The 21,492-nt window shown below is 38.6% G+C and carries 17 protein-coding genes and 1 riboswitch; of the genes, 5 read left to right on the top strand and 12 right to left on the bottom strand.

The features are described 5' to 3' along the window. Positions 1-24: 24 nt before the first annotated feature. The 3 genes from IGM09_RS05730 to IGM09_RS05720 all read left to right on the top strand — a co-directional run bounded on the left by IGM09_RS05730 (position 25) and on the right by IGM09_RS05720 (position 2,655). Positions 25-225 (top strand): cold-shock protein, encoded by a 201-nt coding sequence (locus IGM09_RS05730; RefSeq protein WP_002357750.1) that lies wholly within the window; start codon positions 25-27, stop codon positions 223-225. A gap of 155 nt (positions 226-380) precedes the next feature. Further along, the gene (locus IGM09_RS05725) at positions 381-1,586 is read left to right on the top strand and encodes a YdcF family protein (protein ID WP_002382277.1); all 1,206 of its coding nucleotides are present in this window, start codon (positions 381-383) and stop codon (positions 1,584-1,586) included. Positions 1,587-1,602: 16 nt separating this feature from the next. Beyond that, positions 1,603-2,655, top strand: a complete 1,053-nt coding sequence (locus IGM09_RS05720; RefSeq protein ID WP_002357754.1) for an AI-2E family transporter — start codon at positions 1,603-1,605, stop codon at positions 2,653-2,655. A gap of 18 nt (positions 2,656-2,673) precedes the next feature. Here IGM09_RS05720 and IGM09_RS05715 read toward each other — a convergent pair whose 3' ends face one another. Continuing rightward, a complete protein-coding gene (locus IGM09_RS05715; protein ID WP_113826048.1) occupies positions 2,674-5,085 on the bottom strand; it encodes a hydroxymethylglutaryl-CoA reductase, degradative in 2,412 nt (803 codons plus the stop codon). A gap of 185 nt (positions 5,086-5,270) precedes the next feature. On the opposite strand from IGM09_RS05715, the gene IGM09_RS05710 reads away from it, so the two are divergent. Then, the gene (locus IGM09_RS05710) at positions 5,271-6,422 is read left to right on the top strand and encodes a hydroxymethylglutaryl-CoA synthase (protein WP_002357756.1); all 1,152 of its coding nucleotides are present in this window, start codon (positions 5,271-5,273) and stop codon (positions 6,420-6,422) included. A gap of 72 nt (positions 6,423-6,494) precedes the next feature. On the opposite strand, the gene IGM09_RS05705 is transcribed toward IGM09_RS05710, so the two are convergent. From IGM09_RS05705 to IGM09_RS05685, 5 genes are all read right to left on the bottom strand, one after another. Further along, positions 6,495-7,277, bottom strand: a complete 783-nt coding sequence (locus IGM09_RS05705) for a hypothetical protein (RefSeq protein ID WP_002385941.1) — start codon at positions 7,275-7,277, stop codon at positions 6,495-6,497. Between the two features lie 123 nt (positions 7,278-7,400). Beyond that, positions 7,401-8,003, bottom strand: coding sequence for a dihydroxyacetone kinase subunit DhaL (dhaL, locus tag IGM09_RS05700; protein WP_002360441.1), 603 nt, complete (start codon positions 8,001-8,003; stop codon positions 7,401-7,403). Positions 8,004-8,015: 12 nt separating this feature from the next. Then, positions 8,016-8,999, bottom strand: a complete 984-nt coding sequence (dhaK, locus tag IGM09_RS05695) for a dihydroxyacetone kinase subunit DhaK (RefSeq protein ID WP_002357760.1) — start codon at positions 8,997-8,999, stop codon at positions 8,016-8,018. Next, the gene (gene dhaM, locus IGM09_RS05690) at positions 9,000-9,398 is read right to left on the bottom strand and encodes a dihydroxyacetone kinase phosphoryl donor subunit DhaM (RefSeq protein WP_002357762.1); all 399 of its coding nucleotides are present in this window, start codon (positions 9,396-9,398) and stop codon (positions 9,000-9,002) included. A 12-nt stretch (positions 9,399-9,410) separates the two neighbouring features. Next, a complete protein-coding gene (locus IGM09_RS05685) occupies positions 9,411-10,550 on the bottom strand; it encodes a glycerol dehydrogenase (RefSeq protein ID WP_002363858.1) in 1,140 nt (379 codons plus the stop codon). A 160-nt stretch (positions 10,551-10,710) separates the two neighbouring features. Here IGM09_RS05685 and IGM09_RS05680 point away from each other — a divergent pair, with 160 nt between their 5' ends. Continuing rightward, positions 10,711-11,697 (top strand): PocR ligand-binding domain-containing protein, encoded by a 987-nt coding sequence (locus IGM09_RS05680; protein WP_002382271.1) that lies wholly within the window; start codon positions 10,711-10,713, stop codon positions 11,695-11,697. A 112-nt stretch (positions 11,698-11,809) separates the two neighbouring features. Here IGM09_RS05680 and lpdA read toward each other — a convergent pair whose 3' ends face one another. The 6 genes from lpdA to IGM09_RS05650 form a co-directional block, all read right to left on the bottom strand. After that, positions 11,810-13,216, bottom strand: a complete 1,407-nt coding sequence (lpdA, locus tag IGM09_RS05675; protein WP_002357765.1) for a dihydrolipoyl dehydrogenase — start codon at positions 13,214-13,216, stop codon at positions 11,810-11,812. A gap of 7 nt (positions 13,217-13,223) precedes the next feature. Beyond that, positions 13,224-14,843, bottom strand: coding sequence for a dihydrolipoyllysine-residue acetyltransferase (locus IGM09_RS05670; protein WP_002357766.1), 1,620 nt, complete (start codon positions 14,841-14,843; stop codon positions 13,224-13,226). 142 nt (positions 14,844-14,985) lie between these two features. Continuing rightward, a complete protein-coding gene (locus tag IGM09_RS05665; RefSeq protein ID WP_002357767.1) occupies positions 14,986-15,963 on the bottom strand; it encodes an alpha-ketoacid dehydrogenase subunit beta in 978 nt (325 codons plus the stop codon). Positions 15,964-15,965: 2 nt separating this feature from the next. After that, positions 15,966-17,081, bottom strand: coding sequence for a pyruvate dehydrogenase (acetyl-transferring) E1 component subunit alpha (pdhA, locus tag IGM09_RS05660; protein WP_002357768.1), 1,116 nt, complete (start codon positions 17,079-17,081; stop codon positions 15,966-15,968). Positions 17,082-17,680: 599 nt separating this feature from the next. Further along, a complete protein-coding gene (mgtA, locus tag IGM09_RS05655) occupies positions 17,681-20,293 on the bottom strand; it encodes a magnesium-translocating P-type ATPase (protein ID WP_002388982.1) in 2,613 nt (870 codons plus the stop codon). A 223-nt stretch (positions 20,294-20,516) separates the two neighbouring features. Beyond that, positions 20,517-20,684, bottom strand: a riboswitch (M-box (ykoK) riboswitch). A gap of 81 nt (positions 20,685-20,765) precedes the next feature. Then, entirely contained in the window at positions 20,766-21,347 is a 582-nt protein-coding gene (locus IGM09_RS05650; protein WP_010817244.1) for a TMEM175 family protein, read from the bottom strand. Positions 21,348-21,492: the final 145 nt, after the last annotated feature.

Raw genomic sequence — 21,492 nt, 5'->3', positions numbered from 1 at the left:
CACACATCTAGGAGGATATTTATTATGGAAACAGGTACAGTAAAATGGTTTAACTCAGACAAAGGCTTTGGCTTCATCACTGCAGAAAACGGAAACGATGTATTCGTACATTTCTCAGCTATCCAAGGTGACGGCTTCAAAACTTTAGAAGAAGGTCAAGCAGTAACTTTCGAAATCGAAGAAGGTCAACGTGGCCCTCAAGCAACTAACGTTACTAAAGCTTAATTAAACAATACTGACTCAAAAACCTGACGTTAATCGTCAGGTTTTTTTTTATAAAAAAAGAACGAGAAAACTTTCTGAAACTAAGTGCTTCCTCTATTTTTTTTGAAGAGTTTTCGTTATACTGAAGAGGAAAAATGTTTTAAAGGAGTTTATTTATGCAATTTTATGGTGATTTAACCTTTTTAGGTGTTTATTTATTGGGTCTCTTTTTCATTCCCTCGTGGCGGAAAAAGAAAAAAGAACACGATTGGTTGCCGTGGATGTTTGGCTGGACCGTCTTTATGTTCTTCTCATATGTTTTATATTTAGAAATCATTCGTGGCACAGCCTTCTTTTTAATTCCCATTGCTTTTTTTGGCTTGTTTGCGCTCTTCTACTTCAAAGAAAAAAGGCGTTTACTGAATGGAACATTATTTAATATTTTTCTTGTGGTTCTAGCGACTTATTTAGGGATTACTGCGATTCGTACAAACAACTACTTTCTAATCACCTTAGCAATTATTGCCCTGCTGGCAATTTTTATCGCTTTGGCTTTAGGACTCTATGCCTTAATTATTTTCCTTTATTGGAATGCGGTCGTTGTTATGAGAAAAGAAGGTCGGTCTCTAGGGAACTTGTTGACGTTGTTGCTGGCAATTGGCTTAACATTACTATTAATCTATAATTTCTTTTTTCAATCGTTGTTACCAACGTGGCTCTCCTTACCCTTAACTATTGCGCCATTTATTTTGACTTATTTCGCGTTTGTTTTTTATAATTTTTTAACTGTTTCTACGTTGTATCAATTTAATCAGCCAAAATATACACAGGATTATATTGTTGTGTTAGGTTCGGGGTTAATCAATGGTGAGATTGTGCCGCCGTTATTGCAAGCCCGCATCAACAAAGCCATTCAATTTTACAAGGCTCAAAATCGCGCAACGTTAAATCCACCAAAAATCGTCATGTCTGGTGGCCAAGGTCCCGATGAATTACTTCCTGAAAGTGTCGCGATGAAAATGTATGCTTTGACACAAGGTATTCCTGATGATGATATTTTAGTAGAAGCTCATTCAAAAAACACCCTGGAAAATATGCGTTTTTCCAAAGAAACAATGATTGAGGATTTTGGAAATGCTAATTTCCAAGCCATTTTTACTACAAACAATTATCACCTTTTCCGAGCGGGTCTTTTCGCTCGAATGGCTGGCTTAAAAGCTGATGGCATTGGTGCAAAAACCGCTTTTTATTTTTTACCTAACGCGTTTATTCGAGAGTTCATCGCCATTGTAGTGATGTACAAACGTCGCCATATTATTGTTTGCGGCCTAGCTGCCATCGGTATGGTTATGTTATTCTTAACAGGATTGATTATTCAGTAAAGAAGGAGTTTCCCCTATGAGTTTGTATCAAAAATTTATTCAAAATGAACGTTTGCGACGTTTTTGCGTCCTTGCTTTGATTATTTTTGTGCTTTATTTATCCAGAAGCATGATTACAACAATTCTTTTAACATTTATCTTTACCTATTTAGCTGTTCGTTTGGTCCATTTTGTTCAACGCTATATGAAAATCCCGACGATTGTCATCGTTCTCTTAACCTATGCATTGGTTGTTTTTCTAATCTATTTAGCGATTACTAAATATGTTCCCGTTCTAGTTAACCAAACGACTCAAATGATTAATTCTGTAGTTGATTTTTATCAAAGTCCACATACAGATACAAATCAAGTATTGCAATTTATTGATCAATACTTGGAAAAATCTAACTTACTCTCTCAACTCCAGAATGGCGCTTCAATGATTTTACGCTACATTCAAGATATTGGCGCTGTCGGTTTATCATTTGTCATGTCCTTTATTTTAAGTTTCTTCTTTATGATTGAGAAGAAGCAAATGGCTGATTTTTCTAAGTTATTTTTAAAAAGTGATTTTGATTGGTTTTTTCAGGATATCTATTATTTCGCCAACAAGTTCGTTAACACATTTGGTGTCGTAATGGAAGCTCAGTTTTTCATTGCTGTGGTGAATACAGTCATTACTACCTTGGCCTTGGCAATAATCGGCTTTACTCAGTTACCTAGTTTAGCCATTATGATCTTCATTTTGAGCTTAGTCCCAGTTGCTGGTGTGATTATTTCTTGCATTCCGCTAAGTTTCATCGCTTATTCCCAAGGTGGCTTGAACGATGTGATTTATATCTTAGCTTTAATTACAATCGTTCATTTATTTGAATCTTACGTGCTAAATCCTAAATTCATGTCTAGTAAAACAGAGTTACCAATCTTTTATACGTTTGTCATCTTATTAGTTAGTGAGCGTCTCTTTGGTGTATGGGGACTTATTGTAGGAATCCCTGTATTCACTTTCTTCTTAGATGTCTTAAAAGTAAAACCGATTCGTGGCCTGAAACGGCTACCTAATGTGAAAAAAAATAGTTCAGCAGAATAATTTCTGCTGAACTATTTTTTATTGTTTTCTTAAATCATTTAAAATAGCCAAGGCTCGGTCTTGGTTCATCGTTTTTTGACGTTTTAATTGTTGAGCGACTGCCTCAACTTCTTTACCAGTAGCTCCGACCGTCATCGCTAAAGAACGTGCTTGTAGAGCCATGTGTCCTTTTTGAATTCCTTCAGAGACTAAGGCCCGTAACGCCGCTAAATTTTGTGCCAAACCAACAGCCGCTACTACTCGACTTAGTTCTTTTGCATCCGTCACTGCTAACAAATCAGCGGCTGCTTGAGATTTAGGTAAGACTTTTGTGGCACCGCCAACCGTGGCTAACGCAAGCGTAACTGAAATTTCACCAATTAGTTGTTCGCCATCCAGCGTCCAACTAGTCAAGCCTTGGTAGCGACCTTCCTTCACCGCAAAAGCATGACAAGAAGCGCTAACAGCGCGTGTATCATTTCCTGTAGCTAAAACTACAGCTTCAATGCCATTCATGATCCCTTTGTTATGCGTGACTGCCCGATAAGGATCTAATGAAGCATAGCGTGAAGCTAAAACAATTTTTTCAGCAATTTCCCGGCCATTGCTCCCCTTACTTAAACGTGAAACTGGAATAGCCGTTTTCATCGTAACAACCGACTCCGTGGCATAATTACTTAAAATACTGAATAAAATCTTTTGCTCCGCAAACCATTCACGGAACAACTCGGCCACACCTTCCAACATAGCGTTAACGATATTTGCCCCCATTGCATCCTTAACATCTACTAAAAAGTCGACGGATACAAACGATTCATCAAAAGCACGATATTGCAAATCTCTTAAGCCGCCGCCGCGTTTAACGATAGATGGATAACTTAACTCTGCTTGTTGAAAAATTTCCGCTTCTCTTACTTGTAGTTTATCAATCAATGACTCGGGATCTGCAACATCGTAAAAAACGATTTGTCCACGCATTAAGCGTTGTTGATTCACTGTTTTAAATCCTTGTGCTATTTTTGCACCATTACTCAAAGCCGCAATCACTGAGGGCTCTTCTGTCGCCATTGGTACCAAATAATCAGTTTCGTCCACTGTTAAATGTAAGCCAACGCCCATCGGCACTTCTGTTTCACTGATTTGATTTTCAATCATATGATTGGCAATCTGCGAAGATAAAGCCGTATTTTCAAATTCTTTTTTTGTATCAGCAGAAATCTGGCCTTCATTAAGAAGAGAAGCCAGGCGTTCCTCAGGACTCATTTGATAAAATCGGCTGTTTTTTTTTTGCTGAGGTCTCTCTAGTAGCATAGCGAGTCCTAAGCCACCGCCGATACATAAAGAAGCCACTCCATATTTCTTTTCTTTTTGATTTAATTGATAACTTAAACTCGTTAATAAACGAGCACCTGTGGCACCAATCGCATGACCTAATGAAATACCGCCACCATAAATGTTGACCTTTTCCTCTGGTAAAGCCAGTTCTCTTTGGACCACGATTGAAGTTGCTGCAAATGCTTCGTTGATTTCATACAGATCAATTTCTTCCGTAGTAAGTTGATTGCGCGCTAACAGTTTTTGAATGGCTTTAATCGGCGAAATTCCCATATAGGCTGGATCAATACCGACTTCCACACTGTCTCGAATAATAGCTAAATAAGGAAGACCGTGTGCTTCGGCATATTCTTGTGAAGCAATAATCAAAGCAGAAGCCCCATCATTAATGGTTGATGCATTCCCTGCTGTTACAGTACCGTCTTCTTTAAAAACTGTTTTAAGCGTTCCTAGCTTCTCAACGCTCGAATTAGGGCGAATCCCTTCATCTTTCTCCACAAGCGTTCCTGACACTTCTAATGGGGCTATTTCGTCAGCGAATATCCCTTCTGCTTGTGCTTGAGCTGCTTTTAATTGTGAATGTACAGAAAATTGATCTTGCTCTTCTCTAGTTACATGATACTTTTCGGCCACATTTTCAGCAGTTAAGCCCATTGCTTGACCACTAAAGGCATCCGTTAACCCATCGTACATCATACTAGAAAAAGGCGCATCGTAGCTTTCTGTTTCGTAATTAAATCGTTGTAATTTAGGTGCTTGGGACATATTCTCAATCCCACCAGCAATTAAAACTTCCGCTTCTCCTAATTGAATCAATTGTTTCGCCAAAATAACGGCCTTCATTCCTGATCCGCAGACCTCATTAACCGTCATTGCGGGAATTTCATGAGACAAACCGCTGTTTATTGCTATTTGTCGTGCGGGATTTTGGCCATTTCCAGCTTGTAAAACATTTCCAAAGATTACTTGATCAATTTCTTCAGAAATAGTGGAATGTCTTTTTAAAAGTTGTGTTGTAACATGTGTTCCTAAGTCTACGGCACTTACTTGACTTAAGCTGCCTTTATATTTTCCAATTGGTGTTCGTAATGCATCAATAATAACTACTGTTTTCAACTAAATGCACCTCCATCTTGAAATATATCATAAAATCCCAGAATCACAAGTGCCAATTACTGAATGTTAACAGACTTATAAGATATTTTTTAATAATCTATGAAGTTAATACAAAAATTCCCCATTTTGGTTCATTTCGTGCTATTTTATATAATGAATCTATTTATCGTAAAGGAGTTAAAGAAATGACAATTGGGATTGATAAAATTAGTTTTTTTGTGCCCCCTTATTATATTGATATGACGGCACTGGCTGAAGCCAGAAATGTAGACCCTGGAAAATTTCATATTGGTATTGGGCAAGACCAAATGGCGGTGAACCCAATCAGCCAAGATATTGTGACATTTGCAGCCAATGCCGCAGAAGCGATCTTGACCAAAGAAGATAAAGAGGCCATTGATATGGTGATTGTCGGGACTGAGTCCAGTATCGATGAGTCAAAAGCGGCCGCAGTTGTCTTACATCGTTTAATGGGGATTCAACCTTTCGCTCGCTCTTTCGAAATCAAGGAAGCTTGTTACGGAGCAACAGCAGGCTTACAGTTAGCTAAGAATCACGTAGCCTTACATCCAGATAAAAAAGTCTTGGTCGTAGCGGCAGATATTGCAAAATATGGCTTAAATTCTGGCGGTGAGCCTACACAAGGAGCTGGGGCGGTTGCAATGTTAGTTGCTAGTGAACCGCGCATCTTGGCTTTAAAAGAGGATAATGTGATGCTGACGCAAGATATCTATGACTTCTGGCGTCCAACAGGCCACCCGTATCCTATGGTCGATGGTCCTTTGTCAAACGAAACCTACATCCAATCTTTTGCCCAAGTCTGGGATGAACATAAAAAAAGAACCGGTCTTGATTTTGCAGATTATGATGCTTTAGCGTTCCATATTCCTTACACAAAAATGGGCAAAAAAGCCTTATTAGCAAAAATCTCCGACCAAACTGAAGCAGAACAGGAACGAATTTTAGCTCGTTATGAAGAAAGTATCATCTATAGTCGTCGCGTAGGAAACTTGTATACGGGTTCACTTTATCTGGGACTCATTTCCCTTTTAGAAAATGCAACGACTTTAACCGCAGGCAATCAAATTGGTTTATTCAGTTATGGTTCTGGTGCTGTCGCTGAATTTTTCACTGGTGAATTAGTAGCTGGCTATCAAAATCATTTACAAAAAGAAACTCATTTAGCACTGCTGGATAATCGGACAGAACTTTCTATCGCTGAATATGAAGCCATGTTTGCAGAAACTTTAGACACAGACATTGATCAAACGTTAGAAGATGAATTAAAATATAGTATTTCTGCTATTAATAATACCGTTCGTTCTTATCGAAACTAAGTATTTAAATCCCCCGATTCAATCAACAAAAGAGCTAGACATTCAAGTTTTTGCTTGAATGTCTAGCTCTTTTTATGAAAGCCAAACTTCTTTGACCCCGTCTGTCACGGCGATACCATCTGTCAAAGCTAAACGTTGTGAATAAGAAACGTAGCCATAATAAACATCAACACCGCCGCCATTGTTCCAAGTAACAGTGATTTTAACATTTGGAGTAATCGATTTTGTAGCTGGTTGGGTCGTCGGGCGATAACTAGTCGTATCATAACTTAAAATAGTGCCCGAAGCTCCACTTATTTCGGCTTTTCCTGTGTAAATTTCGCCATTCGTATTCGTCTGCGTGACCGCTCCATTCGCTTCAATGATTAACCCCGCTTGCTTTTGATCTCCTCGTGGATAATAAAAAAGATACGTGGTTGCCCATTTAGCAAACTCATCTGGAATCGGTTTAAGTGATTCTGTTTGTGCCGGACTCGACTTCGTTTGCTTTTCAACCGCGACTTCTTCTTGTCTTTTTAAGCCTTCATTATTTTGATTATTTAGTTTCTCAACCGTTTCTTTAACGATCGAATAGTGTGGTTTCCCTAAATCGCTAACAGGGATCGTAGCTAATTTTTCTTCTGATTCTTTATATTGCCCCTCTGCCGTTAACTTTTTAGCTTCTGTAATAATGGCATCATACTTGGTTTGGTCTACAGAAGAGGATGTGCTTTGTCCCGTAGCTTCGACTTGTTTTGTGACACTGGTTTTTTCCGTGGTCACGTCTGACGAATTTCCACAAGCACTTACAAACATTGAGCTAACGATTAATAAACATCCCACAATCACATGCTTTTTCATCTTTAAATCCCCCATTTGTCTATCTTTGTTATTTTTTGTTACTTAAATTATCCCATAGATGAACAAAAGAAACCATTATTTATAAAAAAGTTTAGCAAGCGCTTCAAGAGAGGCACTTGCTAAACTTTTTTCTCACTGTTATTGATTGATTACTTTGACTAGTTCTTCAAATAATAATGCACTAGATGCTGCTCCTGGATCAATATGACCAATTGCTCGTTCCCCTAAATAAGAGGCACGTCCTTTTTTCGCCACCCAATCTTTTGTTGCTTCAGCAAATTGTTCAATTTTTTCTTCATTAAATTGTTCCGTTCCAATTACTTCAGCAACAGGTGCCCAGACATCAACCATCGTTTTATCTCCTGGTTCAGCTTTGCCACGCATCTGAATCCCAGCTAGACCTTGCTGAACAATTTCTTTTAATTGCTCTGGCGAACTGATGGTTTCCAAATCTTTTGTCGCTTTAGTCATATTCATAAATGCAGTACCATATAAAGGACCAGAAGCTCCGCCAACTTTTGAAATCAAAGCCATGGATAGGACTTTAAATGTCTCCGTGATTGTTGTTGGTACTTTTTTGTCAAACGCAATTTTGTATTCAGCCATACCACGAGCCATGTTGTTACCATGATCCCCATCACCAATCGGCGTGTCTAATTCACTTAAATAGTCTTTTTTTTCTTCAATAACTTTTGAATAATTGTCTAACCATGTTTGAATGTCTTTTACTGTTAATTCCATCTTTTATCACCCTTACCAAGAAATTGTTGTTACATTGCTTTCTAGCGCTGTTTGCCAGTCTTTTGTCGCCAAGTCAATCATCGTTAAAGATAATCCTTGCATGTCAATAGACGTCATATAGTTACCCACTTTATGGAAGGTCACTTGAACACCTTTATCTTCTAATAATGTTAGCACGTCGTTCATAAATACAAATTGTTCCATTAATGGCGTGCCGCCCATGCCATTGACAAGTACCCCCACTGTTTGTGGTTGTTGTTCATAGCTACTTAATGTTTTTTCAACTAATTCTTTCGCTAACTCTTTCGATGGTTGGATTTTTTCACGACGATAGCCTGGTTCTCCGTGAATCCCTACGCCAAATTCAATTTCATCTTCTGGTAAAGTAAAACCTGGTTTGCCAACTTCAGGCACAGTAGCTGCTTTTAAAGCCACTCCAATTGTTTTCGTGGCTGCTACAATCTTTTCTCCTAAAGAAACGAGCTCTTCTAAAGAAGCACCTTGGCGGGCATGATGTCCTAAAATTTTATGGACAAGAACAGTCCCGGCAACGCCGCGTTTTCCAGCGGTATAGGTGCTATCTTCGACTGCAATATCGTCATCGACAACGACCATTTCTACATGAATGTCTTCCATATCAGCCATATCTTTGGCCATTTCAAAGTTCAAAATATCGCCTGTATAATTTTTTACGATTAACAGAACACCGGCCCCTTGGTCTGCCGCTTGGATTCCTGTTAAAATTTGATCTGGTGTTGGTGAAGTAAAGACATCACCTAAAACTGCGGCATTTAACATTCCATCACCAACAAACCCAGCATGTGCAGGCTCATGACCACTTCCACCACCAGATACTAACCCAACTTGTTTGTTTGAGTCGTTGCGAGCAATCACGCGAGAATCTTCGACTTGATGAACAAGGTTTCCATAGCTTTTCACAATTCCTTGGAGCATTTCTTCGACAATTTTACCAGGTTCATTAATAATTTTTTTCATTTAGTTCCACCCTTTCTTACCAGCATTTTGAGCTTCTGCTAAAATTTGCGTCAAATCATCTGAGACACCTGCAGTAATTGCTGCCGCAAAGGCACCTTCAACCAATGGTGCATCGACTAAATGATAATGTTTCTGTTGGTCTTCTTCTAGCATATCAAAAGCTAATTCTGAACTTAAAACGGCACTGCCTAAATCGGCAAAAATTAAAAATTCTCGGTCAGAGTCCGCTTCGTTAATCGTGTCAATGATTTTCATTGGATCTGAACCTAATGAACCATCTGATGTGCCACCAAGTGAATGAATCGTAATTTCTTCACTGGCATTCATCTGTTCAATCATCTCTTTAATACCATCTGTAATCATTTTGCTATGTGAAACGAGTAAAATATCTGCTTTCATGTGGACACTTCCTTAATCTAATTTATGTCTTGTTTTATATTCTTGTCCGACTTTATCTGCAACAATGATTGCATTCGCTACTTCTTCAACGACAATTGGGAATGGCATTGAATGAATTGATTCTTCTGGAATGCAAGCAATTTTGGCTACTTCCAATGCTTCTTCATAAGTGATTTCATCGACACCAATGTCTGAAAGCGTTAATGGTAAACCTACAGAAGCGCTAAAGTCTAAAACAGCTTCTAATTCGTCTTTTGCTGCATCTTCTAATACAAGTTGTGCAATCGTTGCAAAGGCTACTTTTTCACCATGTAAATAACTGTGCGCACCAGGTAAGACTGTCATACCGTTATGAATCGCATGCGCTGCAGCTAAACCGCCACTTTCAAAACCTAAGCCTGAAAGTAAGATATTTGTTTCGATAATCTTATTCAATGATTCAGTAACCACATTTGCATCACAAGCTAATTTCGCTTTTAACCCATCTTCCTGGAGGTTTTCCCAGCAAAGTTTCGCCATGGCCAAAGCTGCATATGTGCCGCTAGCAGCGGGCGTTAAGCCTTCTCTTGAACCCATTGGCAAACTAGCATTAACCCGAGAATATGAATTGTGTGTTGCGCGTGCTTCAAAATATGTGGATAAGGCATCCCCCATTCCAGCAACTAAAAATCTAGTTGGCGCTTTGGCAACCACTTTTGTATCAACCATCACGACGCTTGGACTTTGTTTAAAGTAAGCATAATCATCAAATGAGCCATCTTCATGATATAGTACAGCTGAATGCGAAGTTGGTGCATCTTGAGCCGCAATCGTTGGTACAATAATTAAGTTTTCACCTTCTGCTACGACTTTTGAAGCATCGATTGCTTTACCGCCACCTAAACCAATGATACAGTCTGCTTGTTCTTTTTGTCCAACGTTTTGCAAGCGCTTTGTTTCTTCACGCGTTACTTCTCCACTAAAGCCACCCTCTACGAAGGTAATGTCAAACTTTTTCGCTGTTTCTTCCAATTGTGGACGTACACGATCAACGTCAGCAGGATTTGCAATTAGTAACGCTTTTTTTCCAAAAGTTGAAACGAAGTAACCTAAGTTTAGTAATTCATCTTCCCCTTGAACATATTTCGTTGGTAAAATCAATGCTTTTCTCATGTTGATAGCCTCCTATATTTTGTTTACATACATAGTATAAAACGCTTTCATCAAAAAAGCATTGAACTTTTGGTATCGTTTTCTTGCAAAAAATGATAGAATTATTTTGTGAAATAATAAAATATTATGATTTTTAAACTTTAGATTGAAGGATTGCCTTATGACTGTAGAATTAAAAAATATTTTAGATTTAGAAAAGTGGGAAAAATTGCAAGAATCATTGGCCTTAAGCACTCGTTTAGCCATTATTTTAGTCGATTATAAAGGGCGACCTGTGACGAAACATAGTCAAGTTCAACCCTTTTGCCAACTGGTACGTCACTCCCCTGAGCTCTCGAAACTTTGTGAAAAATGTGATGCTCGTGGTGGCTTGGAAGCTGTTCGCACTGGTCAGCCTTTTATCTACCGTTGTCACTTTAACATCGTTGATATGGCCATCCCCATTATTGTTGATGACCAGTATGTAGGAGCCATTATGGCTGGTGAAGTTTTGCTCGAAGATCACCAAGAAGAGTTAGAACAGGTTTTAACCATGAATGATGCCTTCATTCAAGAATTTTTAGTAACACACCAAGAGCTGTATCAACAATACCCTGTTTTAGAACTAGCAGACTTAGAAAAGAGCGCGACATTAATCGCTGATCTAAGCCAATATATTATTTCTGAAGCCATCAAAAAAGATTATTTAATCAATACGTACAAACAGTCCTTACAGATTAGTTCGCGAAAAGAAGAGCTGGAGCCATTGAATATGATCCAAAAAGATATTCAACAAACTTTGTTAACTGCTCAATTAACTCCTTCAAGTGCCTATCAAACTAAAAATAAGCAATTACAACCGGTTTTAGATGCCCTTTGGGAAAACAAATCGCTGCGTTTAAATTTACAAGAACTGGCAGACCTTGTTCATTTGACACCGACGTATTTAAGTCGTTTATTAAAAGAGGAGTTTGGTATTCCCTTTAGTCAATTTTATCGACAATTAAAAATCACATGGGCTAAACAGCTTCTTTTGGAGACAGATAAAACGATCGCCCAAATCAGTGAAGATTTAGGGTTTGTTGAAGATAGCTATTTTGTCCGTATCTTTAAACAAGAAACGGGTGAAACACCTCTTAAATACCGTAAAAGAAAGAACAGAGCATAAAAAAACAACGACTCCGAGAAGTCGTTGTTTTTTTACACCTTTTGCACTTGCTGTGGCTAATGCAACAAGTGCAAAAGGCGCATTATATCTGTCGTGCGACAAAGTGATACTATTAAATATGAATTGGTAAACCTAAAGCCAATTCAGCTGTATCCATAGTAATTTCGCCCAATGATGGGTGTGGGTGGATTGTTAAAGCAATGTCTTCTGCATTCATGCCAGATTCAATAGCTAAAGCTAATTCAGAAATCATGTCACTTGCACCGACACCGGCAATTTGTGCACCGATGATGACATTGTCTTCTACAGTTGTAACTAAACGCATGAATCCTTCAGTTTTATCTAAAGAGATTGCACGGCCGTTACCAGCAAATGGGAATTTGTAGCCTTTTGCTTCGATTCCCGCTTCTTTTGCTTCTGCAACAGTCATACCAACGCTTGCCAATTCTGGATCAGTAAAGGCAACAGCTGGCATTGCTTTGTAATCAACTGCAACTTTCTTACCAGAAATTGCTTCAGCAGCAATTTTTGCTTCGTAGCTTGCTTTATGCGCTAACGCAGCACCTGGTACGATGTCGCCGATTGCGAAGATGTTTTTCACGTTAGTACGTCCTTGGTTGTCAACTGGGATTAAACCACGTTCGCCAATTTCAACGCCCGCTTGTTCTAAGCCTAAGTCGTCTGTGTTTGGACGACGTCCAACAGTGACCATTACGTAATCTGCTTCAACACTTTCTTCTTTTCCGTTAACTTCATATTTAACAGTGACGCTATCGCCATTGTCAACAGCTTCTTTAGCCATTGCAGAAGTCACGATTGTTACGTTTTTCTTCTTGAAGTCGTCTGTGACAACTTTAACCATATCTTTTTCATAAGTTGGTAAAATTGATGGGCTACCTTCTAAAATTGTTACTTCTGAACCTAAGTTAGCATAAGCGCCACCTAATTCAGCACCGATGACACCGCCACCGATAATAACGAATTTTTTAGGAACTTCTTTTAAGTTTAAACCGCCTGTAGAATCTAACACGCGTCCGCCAAATTTGAATCCTGGGATTTCAATTGGACGAGAACCTGTTGCTACAATAGCATTATTGAATGAGTAAGTTTGTGCTGAGTCTGGGTGAATAACACGCAATGTATTTTCGTCAACGAAGAATGCTTCGCCTTCAATAATTTCTACTTTGTGTTTTTTCAATAACATGCCAACGCCGCCTGTTAATGATTTTACAACTGTGTTATCTTTCCAGTCTTGTGTTTTTGCAAAGTCTAATTCGACTCCTTTAGCTGTTACACCAAAAGTTGAAGAATCTTGTGCTTCTTGGTAATGATGTCCAGCAGCAATTAAAGCTTTTGAAGGAATACATCCAACGTTTAAACAAACGCCTCCGATGTATTCACGTTCGATAATCGCAACTTTTTGACCCATTTCTGCGGCACGAATTGCGGCAACGTATCCTCCAGGACCAGCTCCGATTACGACTGTATCTAGTTCAATGGCGAAATCTCCTACTACCATTTGTTAATCATCCTTCCATTAATAGTAATTCTGGATCAGCTAATAAGCGTTTAATGTTGTTCATTGCTTTTTGAGCAGTTGCGCCGTCAACGATACGGTGGTCAAAGCTTAATGATAATTTCATCATGCGTCCCACAACGATTTCGCCGTCTGCATTAACAACTGGTTCTTGTGCAATTGTACCAACGCCTAAAATAGCAACTTCAGGGTAGTTGATTACTGGTGTAAACCAGCCGCCACCGACTGAACCAATGTTACTAATTGTGATTGTACCATCACGCATATCTTGTGCAGTTAATTTACCTTCGATAGCCAATGCTGCTTTTTCGTTGATTTCATCAGCGATAGCAAACATGCTCTTCGTATTAGCATTTTTAACATTTGGTACATATAAGCCATGATCTGTATCAGTAGCGATACCAATGTTAAAGTAATTTTTGTAAACAATTTCTTGTGCTGCGTCATCAATTGATGCATTCAAGATTGGGAATTTTTGAACAGTTGAAGTCAATGCTTTTACAACGTATGGTAAGAATGTTAATTTTGTACCATTTGCAGCAGCAACATCTTTAAATTTCTTACGGTGATCCCATAATTTAGAAACTTCTACTTCATCATGTAATGTTACGTGAGGAGCAGTGTGTTTGCTGTTAACCATTGCTTTAGCAATTGCTTTACGTGTTGGTGTCATTTTTTCACGTGTTTCCATTTCGCCTAAATCAGAAGTAAAGGCTTTTGGCGCTGCTTTAGGTGCTGCTGCTTCCGCTTTAGGTGCTGCTTCTGTTGCGGCAGCTTCAGTAGCTGGTGCTGCTTGAGAGCCACCAGAGACAAAGGCATCAATATCCGCTTTAATGACACGGCCACCTTTACCAGTTGCAGTTACTTGTGTAATATCAACGTCTTTTTCACGCGCATACTGACGAACAGATGGCATTGCTAAAACGCGTTTGTTTGGATCAGCGGCTGCAACTACGCCTGTTGAAGCGGCTGGAGCTGATGCTTCCGCTTTAGGAGCGTCAGTAGCTGGTGCTGCGGCTGCCGGTGCTGCTGAATTATGACCAGGTGCGTCAATTTCAACTAACACGTCACCAACATTGGCAACTGTTCCTTCTGGTACAACGATATTTTTTACAGTACCTGTTACTGGTGATGGAATTTCTTCTACTGATTTGTCATTTTGTACTTCTAATAATGAATCATCTTCATTAATTGTGTCGCCCGCTTTAACGAACCATTTAACGATTTCGCCTTCGGCAATTCCTTCACCGATGTCTGGTAATTTGAATTGGAAAAATCCGCCAGCTGCTTCTGTTGTTGGTACAGCAGCAGGTTGTGCTGGTGTTTGTTCTTGTGCAGGAGCTGCTGGTGCTGCATCGTTATCTTCGTGACCAGGTGCGTCGATTTCGATTAACACGTCACCAACGTTTGCAACTGTTCCTTCTGGTACAACGATATTTTTTACAGTACCTGTTACTGGTGATGGAATTTCTTCCACTGATTTGTCATTTTGTACTTCTAATAACGTATCGTCTTCGTTGATTGTATCGCCAGGTTTTACAAACCATTTAACGATTTCGCCTTCGGCAATCCCTTCACCGATATCCGGTAATTTAAACTGATAAGCCATTTTTTAAGTCTTCCCTTCTTCGTTGGATCTGTCTATTTTCTTAGGAGCAAAACGCGGGGAAACGACTATAGTAGCTGAACATTTCATGCCTATAGCCGTATTCCACCTGTTTAATTCTTCGTTTATCTACTTCGAATAACTATTAAAATTCGACGATTTCTCTAGCTTTTGCTTCGATATCTTTCGCATTTGGTAACCAGATATTTTCTGCTTGTCCGAATGGGAAGATTGTATCTGGAGCAGATACACGTCCGATTGGTGCTTCTAATGATAATACGGCACGTTCAGAAATTTCAGAAACAACCATAGCGCCAACGCCAGCTTGTTTTTGTGCTTCTTGAACGACAACCACACGGCCAGTTTTTTCAACAGAGTTAATAATTGTTTCCACATCTAAAGGAGCCACTGTACGTAAGTCAATGATTTCTGCTGAAATATTGTCTTTCGCTAAGCTATCAGCTGCTTTAATCGCTTCACGAACCATAGCGCCGTAAGTGATGATTGATACGTCTGTTCCTTCACGAGTTACAGCCGCTTTATCTAAAGGCACTTCATAAGCTTCGTCTGGCACTTCCTCACGGAATGAACGGTATAATTTCATGTGCTCTAAGTAGACAACTGGATCGTTGCTACGAATAGATGAAATTAATAGCCCTTTTGCATCGTAAGGGTTTGATGGAATAACAACACGAACACCTGGTGATTGTGCGATTAATCCTTCTAAGTTATCTGAGTGAAGTTCTGGTGTATGAACACCACCACCAAATGGGGCACGAACAGTAATTGGCATATTACGAGTTCCACCCATACGGTAACGCGTACGAGCCATTTGACCAACGATTTCGTCAAATACTTCAAAAACGAAACCAAAGAATTGGATTTCAGGAACTGGACGGTAACCTTGCAAGGCAAGACCGAAAGCCAATCCACCGATACCAGATTCAGCTAAAGGTGTATCGAAGACGCGGTCTTCACCAAATTTTTCTTGTAAACCTTCAGTTGCACGGAAAACCCCACCGTTGTTACCAACGTCTTCACCGAAGATTAAGACATTTTCGTCTTTCTCTAATTCAAGAGCTAAGGCATCTGTAATTGCTTGGATCATAGTTTTTTGTGCCATTTTTATTTCGACTCCTTCGCTTCATAAAATGCAATTTGTTCTTTAATTGTTTGAGGTTGAACTTCAAACATATTTTTCAAGAAATCAGAAACTTTTTGTTTTGGCGCTTTATCCGCTTCTGCAATCGCTACTTTGATTTCTTCTTTTGTTTTTTCAATAATTTCTTCTTCTTTTGCTTCAGACCATAAGCCTTTATCTGTTAGATATTTACGGAAACGAGTCAATGGATCTTTTTGTACCCATTCGTCATCCATTTCTTTTGAACGGTAACGTGTTGGATCGTCTCCAGATAAAGTATGTGGACCATAACGATAAGTTAATGTTTCAATTAAAACTGGACCGTTTCCTGCAGCTGACCAATCGCGTGCTTCTTTTGCAATTGCGTAAACTGCTAATGGATCCATACCATCAACTTGAATACCAGGAATTCCTGCTGCAACAGCTTTTTGAGCTAAAGTTTTAGCCGCTGTTTGTTTTTCACGAGGTGTAGAAATCGCAAAACCATTGTTTTGGATAATGAAGACACCGTTTGCTTGGTAAGCACCAGCAAAGTTAATTGCTTCATAGAAGTCCCCTTGTGAAGAACCGCCGTCACCAGTATAAGTGAAGACAACATTTTCTTTTCCACGTTTTTTCAATCCTAAAGCAACACCAGCTGCTTGGATGTATTGAGCACCGATGATAATTTGTGGTGGTAATGCATTTAAATCTTCCGCGTAGTAGTTCCCTGCTACGTGACCACGAGACCATAAGAAAGCTTCTCTTAATGGTAAACCATGTTGTACTAATTGAGGTACATCACGGTAACCTGGTAATAAGTAGTCTTCTTTTTCCATTGCAAATTGACTTGCCAATTGGCTTGCTTCTTGTCCAGCTGTTGGCGCGAAGAATCCTAATCGTCCTTGACGGTTTAATGCAGTAGAACGTTGGTCTAGCACACGAGACCAAACCATGCGTGTCATTAATTCAACTAATTCCTCATCCGATAAATCAGGTACTAAATCTTCATTCACAATTTTTCCATCTTGATCCAAGATTTGGAAAGTTGGGAAATCAGCGTCGACTTTAGCCATTAGCTCTTTAAAGTCAATAGGTTTTTGTTTCTTAGCCTTTGCCATTTTGTCACACAATCCTCTCTATTACGTTTCTTTAATTTCGATAAAAGTAAAACAGAGTGCGAAACTGTATTACTTTTTATCGACTACACTTAACAAATTATCACTAAATTCGAAAAAGCGCAAGAAAAAAACTCTAATTTCTTCATTTTTTCACAAAAGAGCAAAACCGCATGTTTTTGCGGTTTAGTGATAATTTTCACAAACAAGAAAACGGTTTCTGTTCCACACTTCTTCTGTACTATTTTTCTCCCAACTGTTATATTCTATTTTAAAAATATTATATAACAGTTCTATTAATTTGAGCCCCCTTATCCCCGAACTGGCTAGTAATCTGATTTCCGAACTTTGCGTTTTCATGAAAATTATCTTGAAAAAAACCAAAAAATAAAAACCGTCAGCCGAGTAACCTACTCAGCATGCGGTTTTTTATTTTTTAGAGAACAAAGTTTTTTTCGTTAATTTTTATTTTTTTTGGCTCGTTTTTTTGCCAAATACTTTACCTTAGGTTTTATCACGAACATTCATTGCTTAAAATCACCAAATTTTCGCAAAACGAGTAATACAGCTTAGCAATTTCTTTTCTCTTTCAGTAGATTTTACTAAATCCATTCCTTGGTAATTTTAATATATAAACGTTTAGCTACTTCAACAGTTAACATGTACGCAATGATGATTCCAAAGAACCATGGCCAGTAGTTAGCCGGAAGTTTCACAAAGTCAAAAACCTCTCTTATAGGCGTTGCTACAATCAAGAAACCGAGTAAAATTGCGCCTAAACTACTTAACATCACAGGCATTGACGCACGACTTTGAATGAATGGTATTTTCCGCGTCCGGACCATATGAACAACTAACGTTTGACTAACAAGTCCCACCATAAACCAACCTGTTTGGAATAAATGTTGAGTTGCCAAACTATTGGCGCTAAACACAAACCACATGACAAGATACGTTAGAATATCGAAAATACTACTTACCGGGCCAATACATACCGTAAATTTCGCTAGTCCGTTCGTTTCCCACCGAACAGGGCTTAATAACTCTTCTTCATCGACATTATCCCAAGGAATTGTCAACTGAGCCACATCATAAATCAAATTTTGAATCAAGAGTTGTAAGGAAAGCATTGGTAGAAATGGTAAAAAGGCACTGGCTACTAAAATTGAAAAGACATTCCCAAAATTAGAACTGATGGTAATTTTAATATATTTCATCATATTGCTAAATACTTTTCGTCCTTCAATCACACCAGATTCCAGTACATTTAAACTTTTTTCCAGTAAAATAATCGAGCTAGCATCTTTAGTAATATCAGCTGCAGTATCTACTGAAATGCCCACATCAGCTTTTCGTAATGCCGGTGCATCATTAATGCCATCCCCCATAAAACCAACCGTATGACCTTTTGCTTGTAGCAATTCAATAATTTTAGATTTTTGCATCGGATTTAATTTGGCAAATAAATTAGTTTCTTCCACTTGCGCCCGCAACTCTTCATCTGTCATTGCTTCAATTTGAGAACCTAATAACACATGGGAAACTTCAATACCTACATCTTTACAGACTTTTTTGGCGACAATGTCATTATCGCCCGTTAGCACTTTCACGTTGACACCATGTTCATGTAAGGAGCGGATAGCGCTGACGGCTGACTCTTTTGCTGGATCAAGAAAACCCATAAATCCAATCAATGTCATCTCTTTTTCATCTTCAACTGAATAAACTGCTTCTTTATGGACATCTTTTTTTACAGCTACCGCTAACACACGCATCCCTTGTTTGTTCATTTGAACATTCACTCGGCGTAGTTCTTCTCGTACAGCAGTGCTTAATGGTACAATTTCGCCATTAATTTGCGCATGCGTGCACACTTCTTCCATTTCTTCCACGGCGCCTTTCGTAATCATCAATTGATGATCATCTGCATTCACGACAACCGTTAAGCGGCGTCTGGAAAAATCAAAAGGAATTTCATCAATTTTAGTGACATTTTTAAACGGCGTTTTCCATTGATGCTCTTCATAAAAATTAATAACGGCAATATCCATTAAATTTTTCCAACCTGTTTGATAAGAAGAATTTAAGTAGGCTAAATTTAGAACCTCGTCACTCAAATCACCTAATGGATTCAAATGTTGAACCAAAACTACACGATCTTCGGTAATCGTTCCAGTTTTATCTGTACAGAGCACATCCATACCACCCAAATTTTGGATAGCCGCTAATTCTTTAACAATGACTTTATGTTTCGATAAGGATAATGCACCCTTGGCTAAGTTACTCGTAACAATCATTGGCAACATTTCTGGTGTCAAACCAACTGCAACGGCAATCGCGAAGAAAAACGCTTCGCCCCAAGCACCTTTAGTTAAACCATTAATCAAGAAAACGATTGGAAACAAAATCATTACCATTCGTAATAAAAACTTACTGACTTTTGCTAAGCCTAAGTCAAAACTAGTTTTTCCTCGTTGTGTTGTAGCATTTTTAGCAATATCACCAAAAAATGTATGTTGCCCAGTTTTTAAAATAATCGCTTTTCCTTGTCCACTCAAGACATCTGTGCCCATAAACACTAGGTCTTGCATATCTAATGCAGAAACCTCTGTTTGTTGACGATCCACACCTGCATCCACAAATTTTTCGACAGGCATGGATTCGCCTGTTAGCGACGATTGATTAACGAATAAATCTTTGGTCCAAATCAACACGGCATCTGCAGGAATCATGTCTCCTGTAGCTAAAGTTACAATGTCTCCTGGAACAATTTCGTCCATTGGAATTTCTTTCGTAATTCCTTCCCGTGTCACTGCAGCGGTGTTTTCAATTAATTCTTTTAAATCCAAACTCGCTTTTTGAGAACGATATTCTTGTATAAAAGCAATCAAGACACTGGCTAAAATCATCACGCCCATCACGATAGCGGCTTCGAAATCTTTCGTTAAAGTTGAAACGACCATCAATAAGGCTAAGACATAGACAAATGGATCTTTGAATGCACTTAAAAATAAAATAATTGCTGGGGTTGGCTTTTGTGCAGAAACTTCGTTTGGTCCAAATTCCTCTAATCTTTTTTCGGCATCTTCATTCGAGAGTCCTTTTTCAGATGTCCGTAATTCCATCATTAATTCCCGTTCAGAAAGCAACGCCAATTTACGTAATTCTTGATCTTTTGTTGCTTTTCTCATATCCATTGTTTTTTTGTTCATCATTTTCTTTTCCTCCAAGGTTGTGGTCACCTGCCGAAAAGAGTGCTAAAATCTTCTCCTTTCGTTGGTGACTGTATTTTGTTTCTCTGTTCACTTCCAGGGTCTTCCATGACAGTCATCCTTTCTTTTTCTTATTTATACTTCCAGTGAATAATTGCTTTTTTGCCAAACACACAAAAAAGGACCTACTCAACAATAGAGTACGTCCCAAAATACCATCTTTAAATAAGATTCTCTATCGTTGAGCTTTAGCACTATAGGGCGTAGATAACATGTATCAGCTACATTATGAATAACCTTCACGATTATTCCTGTTCAACCAACTAAGGGTCTCTCGATCCTTTCGCGGCAGCAGCATTTGTCCAAATAGGAGCCTCACCTAACAATTATTCAGTTTTTATCCACTTCTTATAATAGAGGAGTTTGACATTCTTGTCAAAAGATTTATGACTTTTTTGTTATAAATAAAAAATAACTACTTTAAAGTTTCCTTTATTTCTGCTTTTCGCTCAGGAATAAACCACATAACTAAAACAATCGTATCAATAATCAGAACAGCGATTGGCGCTACTAGTTTGCCTACAATCAACGCAATAATATTCAACACAATCGAAAGCGTTAATTTTGGATAGTGGCCAAACAAACGTTGTACTTCGGATTTGGGCCCATTTGCCTGAATCAATGCCCGCACCACTAGATAATAAGCAACATCAGCTCCTAATACTACTAAGCCATACAAAGCTTGTGGCGGCCAAGAAAATGGATGTTCACCTACCCAACCAGTAACAAACGGGAAAAACGTCAACGTCAAAATTAATAAATTATTCATCCAAAGGACACGTCCATCAATTTTACGGACACTTTGAAATAAATGATGATGATTGTTCCAATAAATCAATAAAGTAACAAAACTAATTAAATAAATAATGATTTTGTGTCCAGATTGAGTCAGAGCAGACCAATCTGCTTTTTCAGGAATTTTTAATTCTAAAATTAATAACGTTAAAATAATCGCAATCACTGCATCTGTAAATGCTTCTACACGTGTTTTCGGCATCATTTCCCCCTACTTTCATAAAAATTAAATAACTTACTCAAAGTAAGTATAACGCATTTCTGTAAAAATTCAATTATTTACGAAGTCTCTCGGTTGTTGAAGTTCCTAAAAACGAGTGCAAGAGCCCCACTTAAAAGTAAGCCTC

Origin of the sequence: Enterococcus sp. DIV0167, from assembly GCF_050541555.1 — a bacterium.
Lineage (GTDB): Bacteria > Bacillota > Bacilli > Lactobacillales > Enterococcaceae > Enterococcus > Enterococcus faecalis.
This window is presented reverse-complemented; position numbering and strand designations above follow the sequence as displayed.

Coding starts and splice junctions, on each gene's coding strand:
- IGM09_RS05730 (WP_002357750.1), top strand. CDS start 25: ATGGAAACAGGTACAGTAAAATGGTTTAACTCAGACAAAGGCTTTGGC.
- IGM09_RS05725 (WP_002382277.1), top strand. CDS start 381: ATGCAATTTTATGGTGATTTAACCTTTTTAGGTGTTTATTTATTGGGT.
- IGM09_RS05720 (WP_002357754.1), top strand. CDS start 1,603: ATGAGTTTGTATCAAAAATTTATTCAAAATGAACGTTTGCGACGTTTT.
- IGM09_RS05710 (WP_002357756.1), top strand. CDS start 5,271: ATGACAATTGGGATTGATAAAATTAGTTTTTTTGTGCCCCCTTATTAT.
- IGM09_RS05705 (WP_002385941.1), bottom strand. CDS start 7,277: ATGGGGGATTTAAAGATGAAAAAGCATGTGATTGTGGGATGTTTATTA.
- dhaL (WP_002360441.1), bottom strand. CDS start 8,003: ATGGAATTAACAGTAAAAGACATTCAAACATGGTTAGACAATTATTCA.
- dhaK (WP_002357760.1), bottom strand. CDS start 8,999: ATGAAAAAAATTATTAATGAACCTGGTAAAATTGTCGAAGAAATGCTC.
- dhaM (WP_002357762.1), bottom strand. CDS start 9,398: ATGAAAGCAGATATTTTACTCGTTTCACATAGCAAAATGATTACAGAT.
- IGM09_RS05685 (WP_002363858.1), bottom strand. CDS start 10,550: ATGAGAAAAGCATTGATTTTACCAACGAAATATGTTCAAGGGGAAGAT.
- IGM09_RS05680 (WP_002382271.1), top strand. CDS start 10,711: ATGACTGTAGAATTAAAAAATATTTTAGATTTAGAAAAGTGGGAAAAA.
- lpdA (WP_002357765.1), bottom strand. CDS start 13,216: ATGGTAGTAGGAGATTTCGCCATTGAACTAGATACAGTCGTAATCGGA.
- IGM09_RS05670 (WP_002357766.1), bottom strand. CDS start 14,843: ATGGCTTATCAGTTTAAATTACCGGATATCGGTGAAGGGATTGCCGAA.
- IGM09_RS05665 (WP_002357767.1), bottom strand. CDS start 15,963: ATGGCACAAAAAACTATGATCCAAGCAATTACAGATGCCTTAGCTCTT.
- pdhA (WP_002357768.1), bottom strand. CDS start 17,081: ATGGCAAAGGCTAAGAAACAAAAACCTATTGACTTTAAAGAGCTAATG.
- mgtA (WP_002388982.1), bottom strand. CDS start 20,293: ATGATGAACAAAAAAACAATGGATATGAGAAAAGCAACAAAAGATCAA.
- IGM09_RS05650 (WP_010817244.1), bottom strand. CDS start 21,347: ATGCCGAAAACACGTGTAGAAGCATTTACAGATGCAGTGATTGCGATT.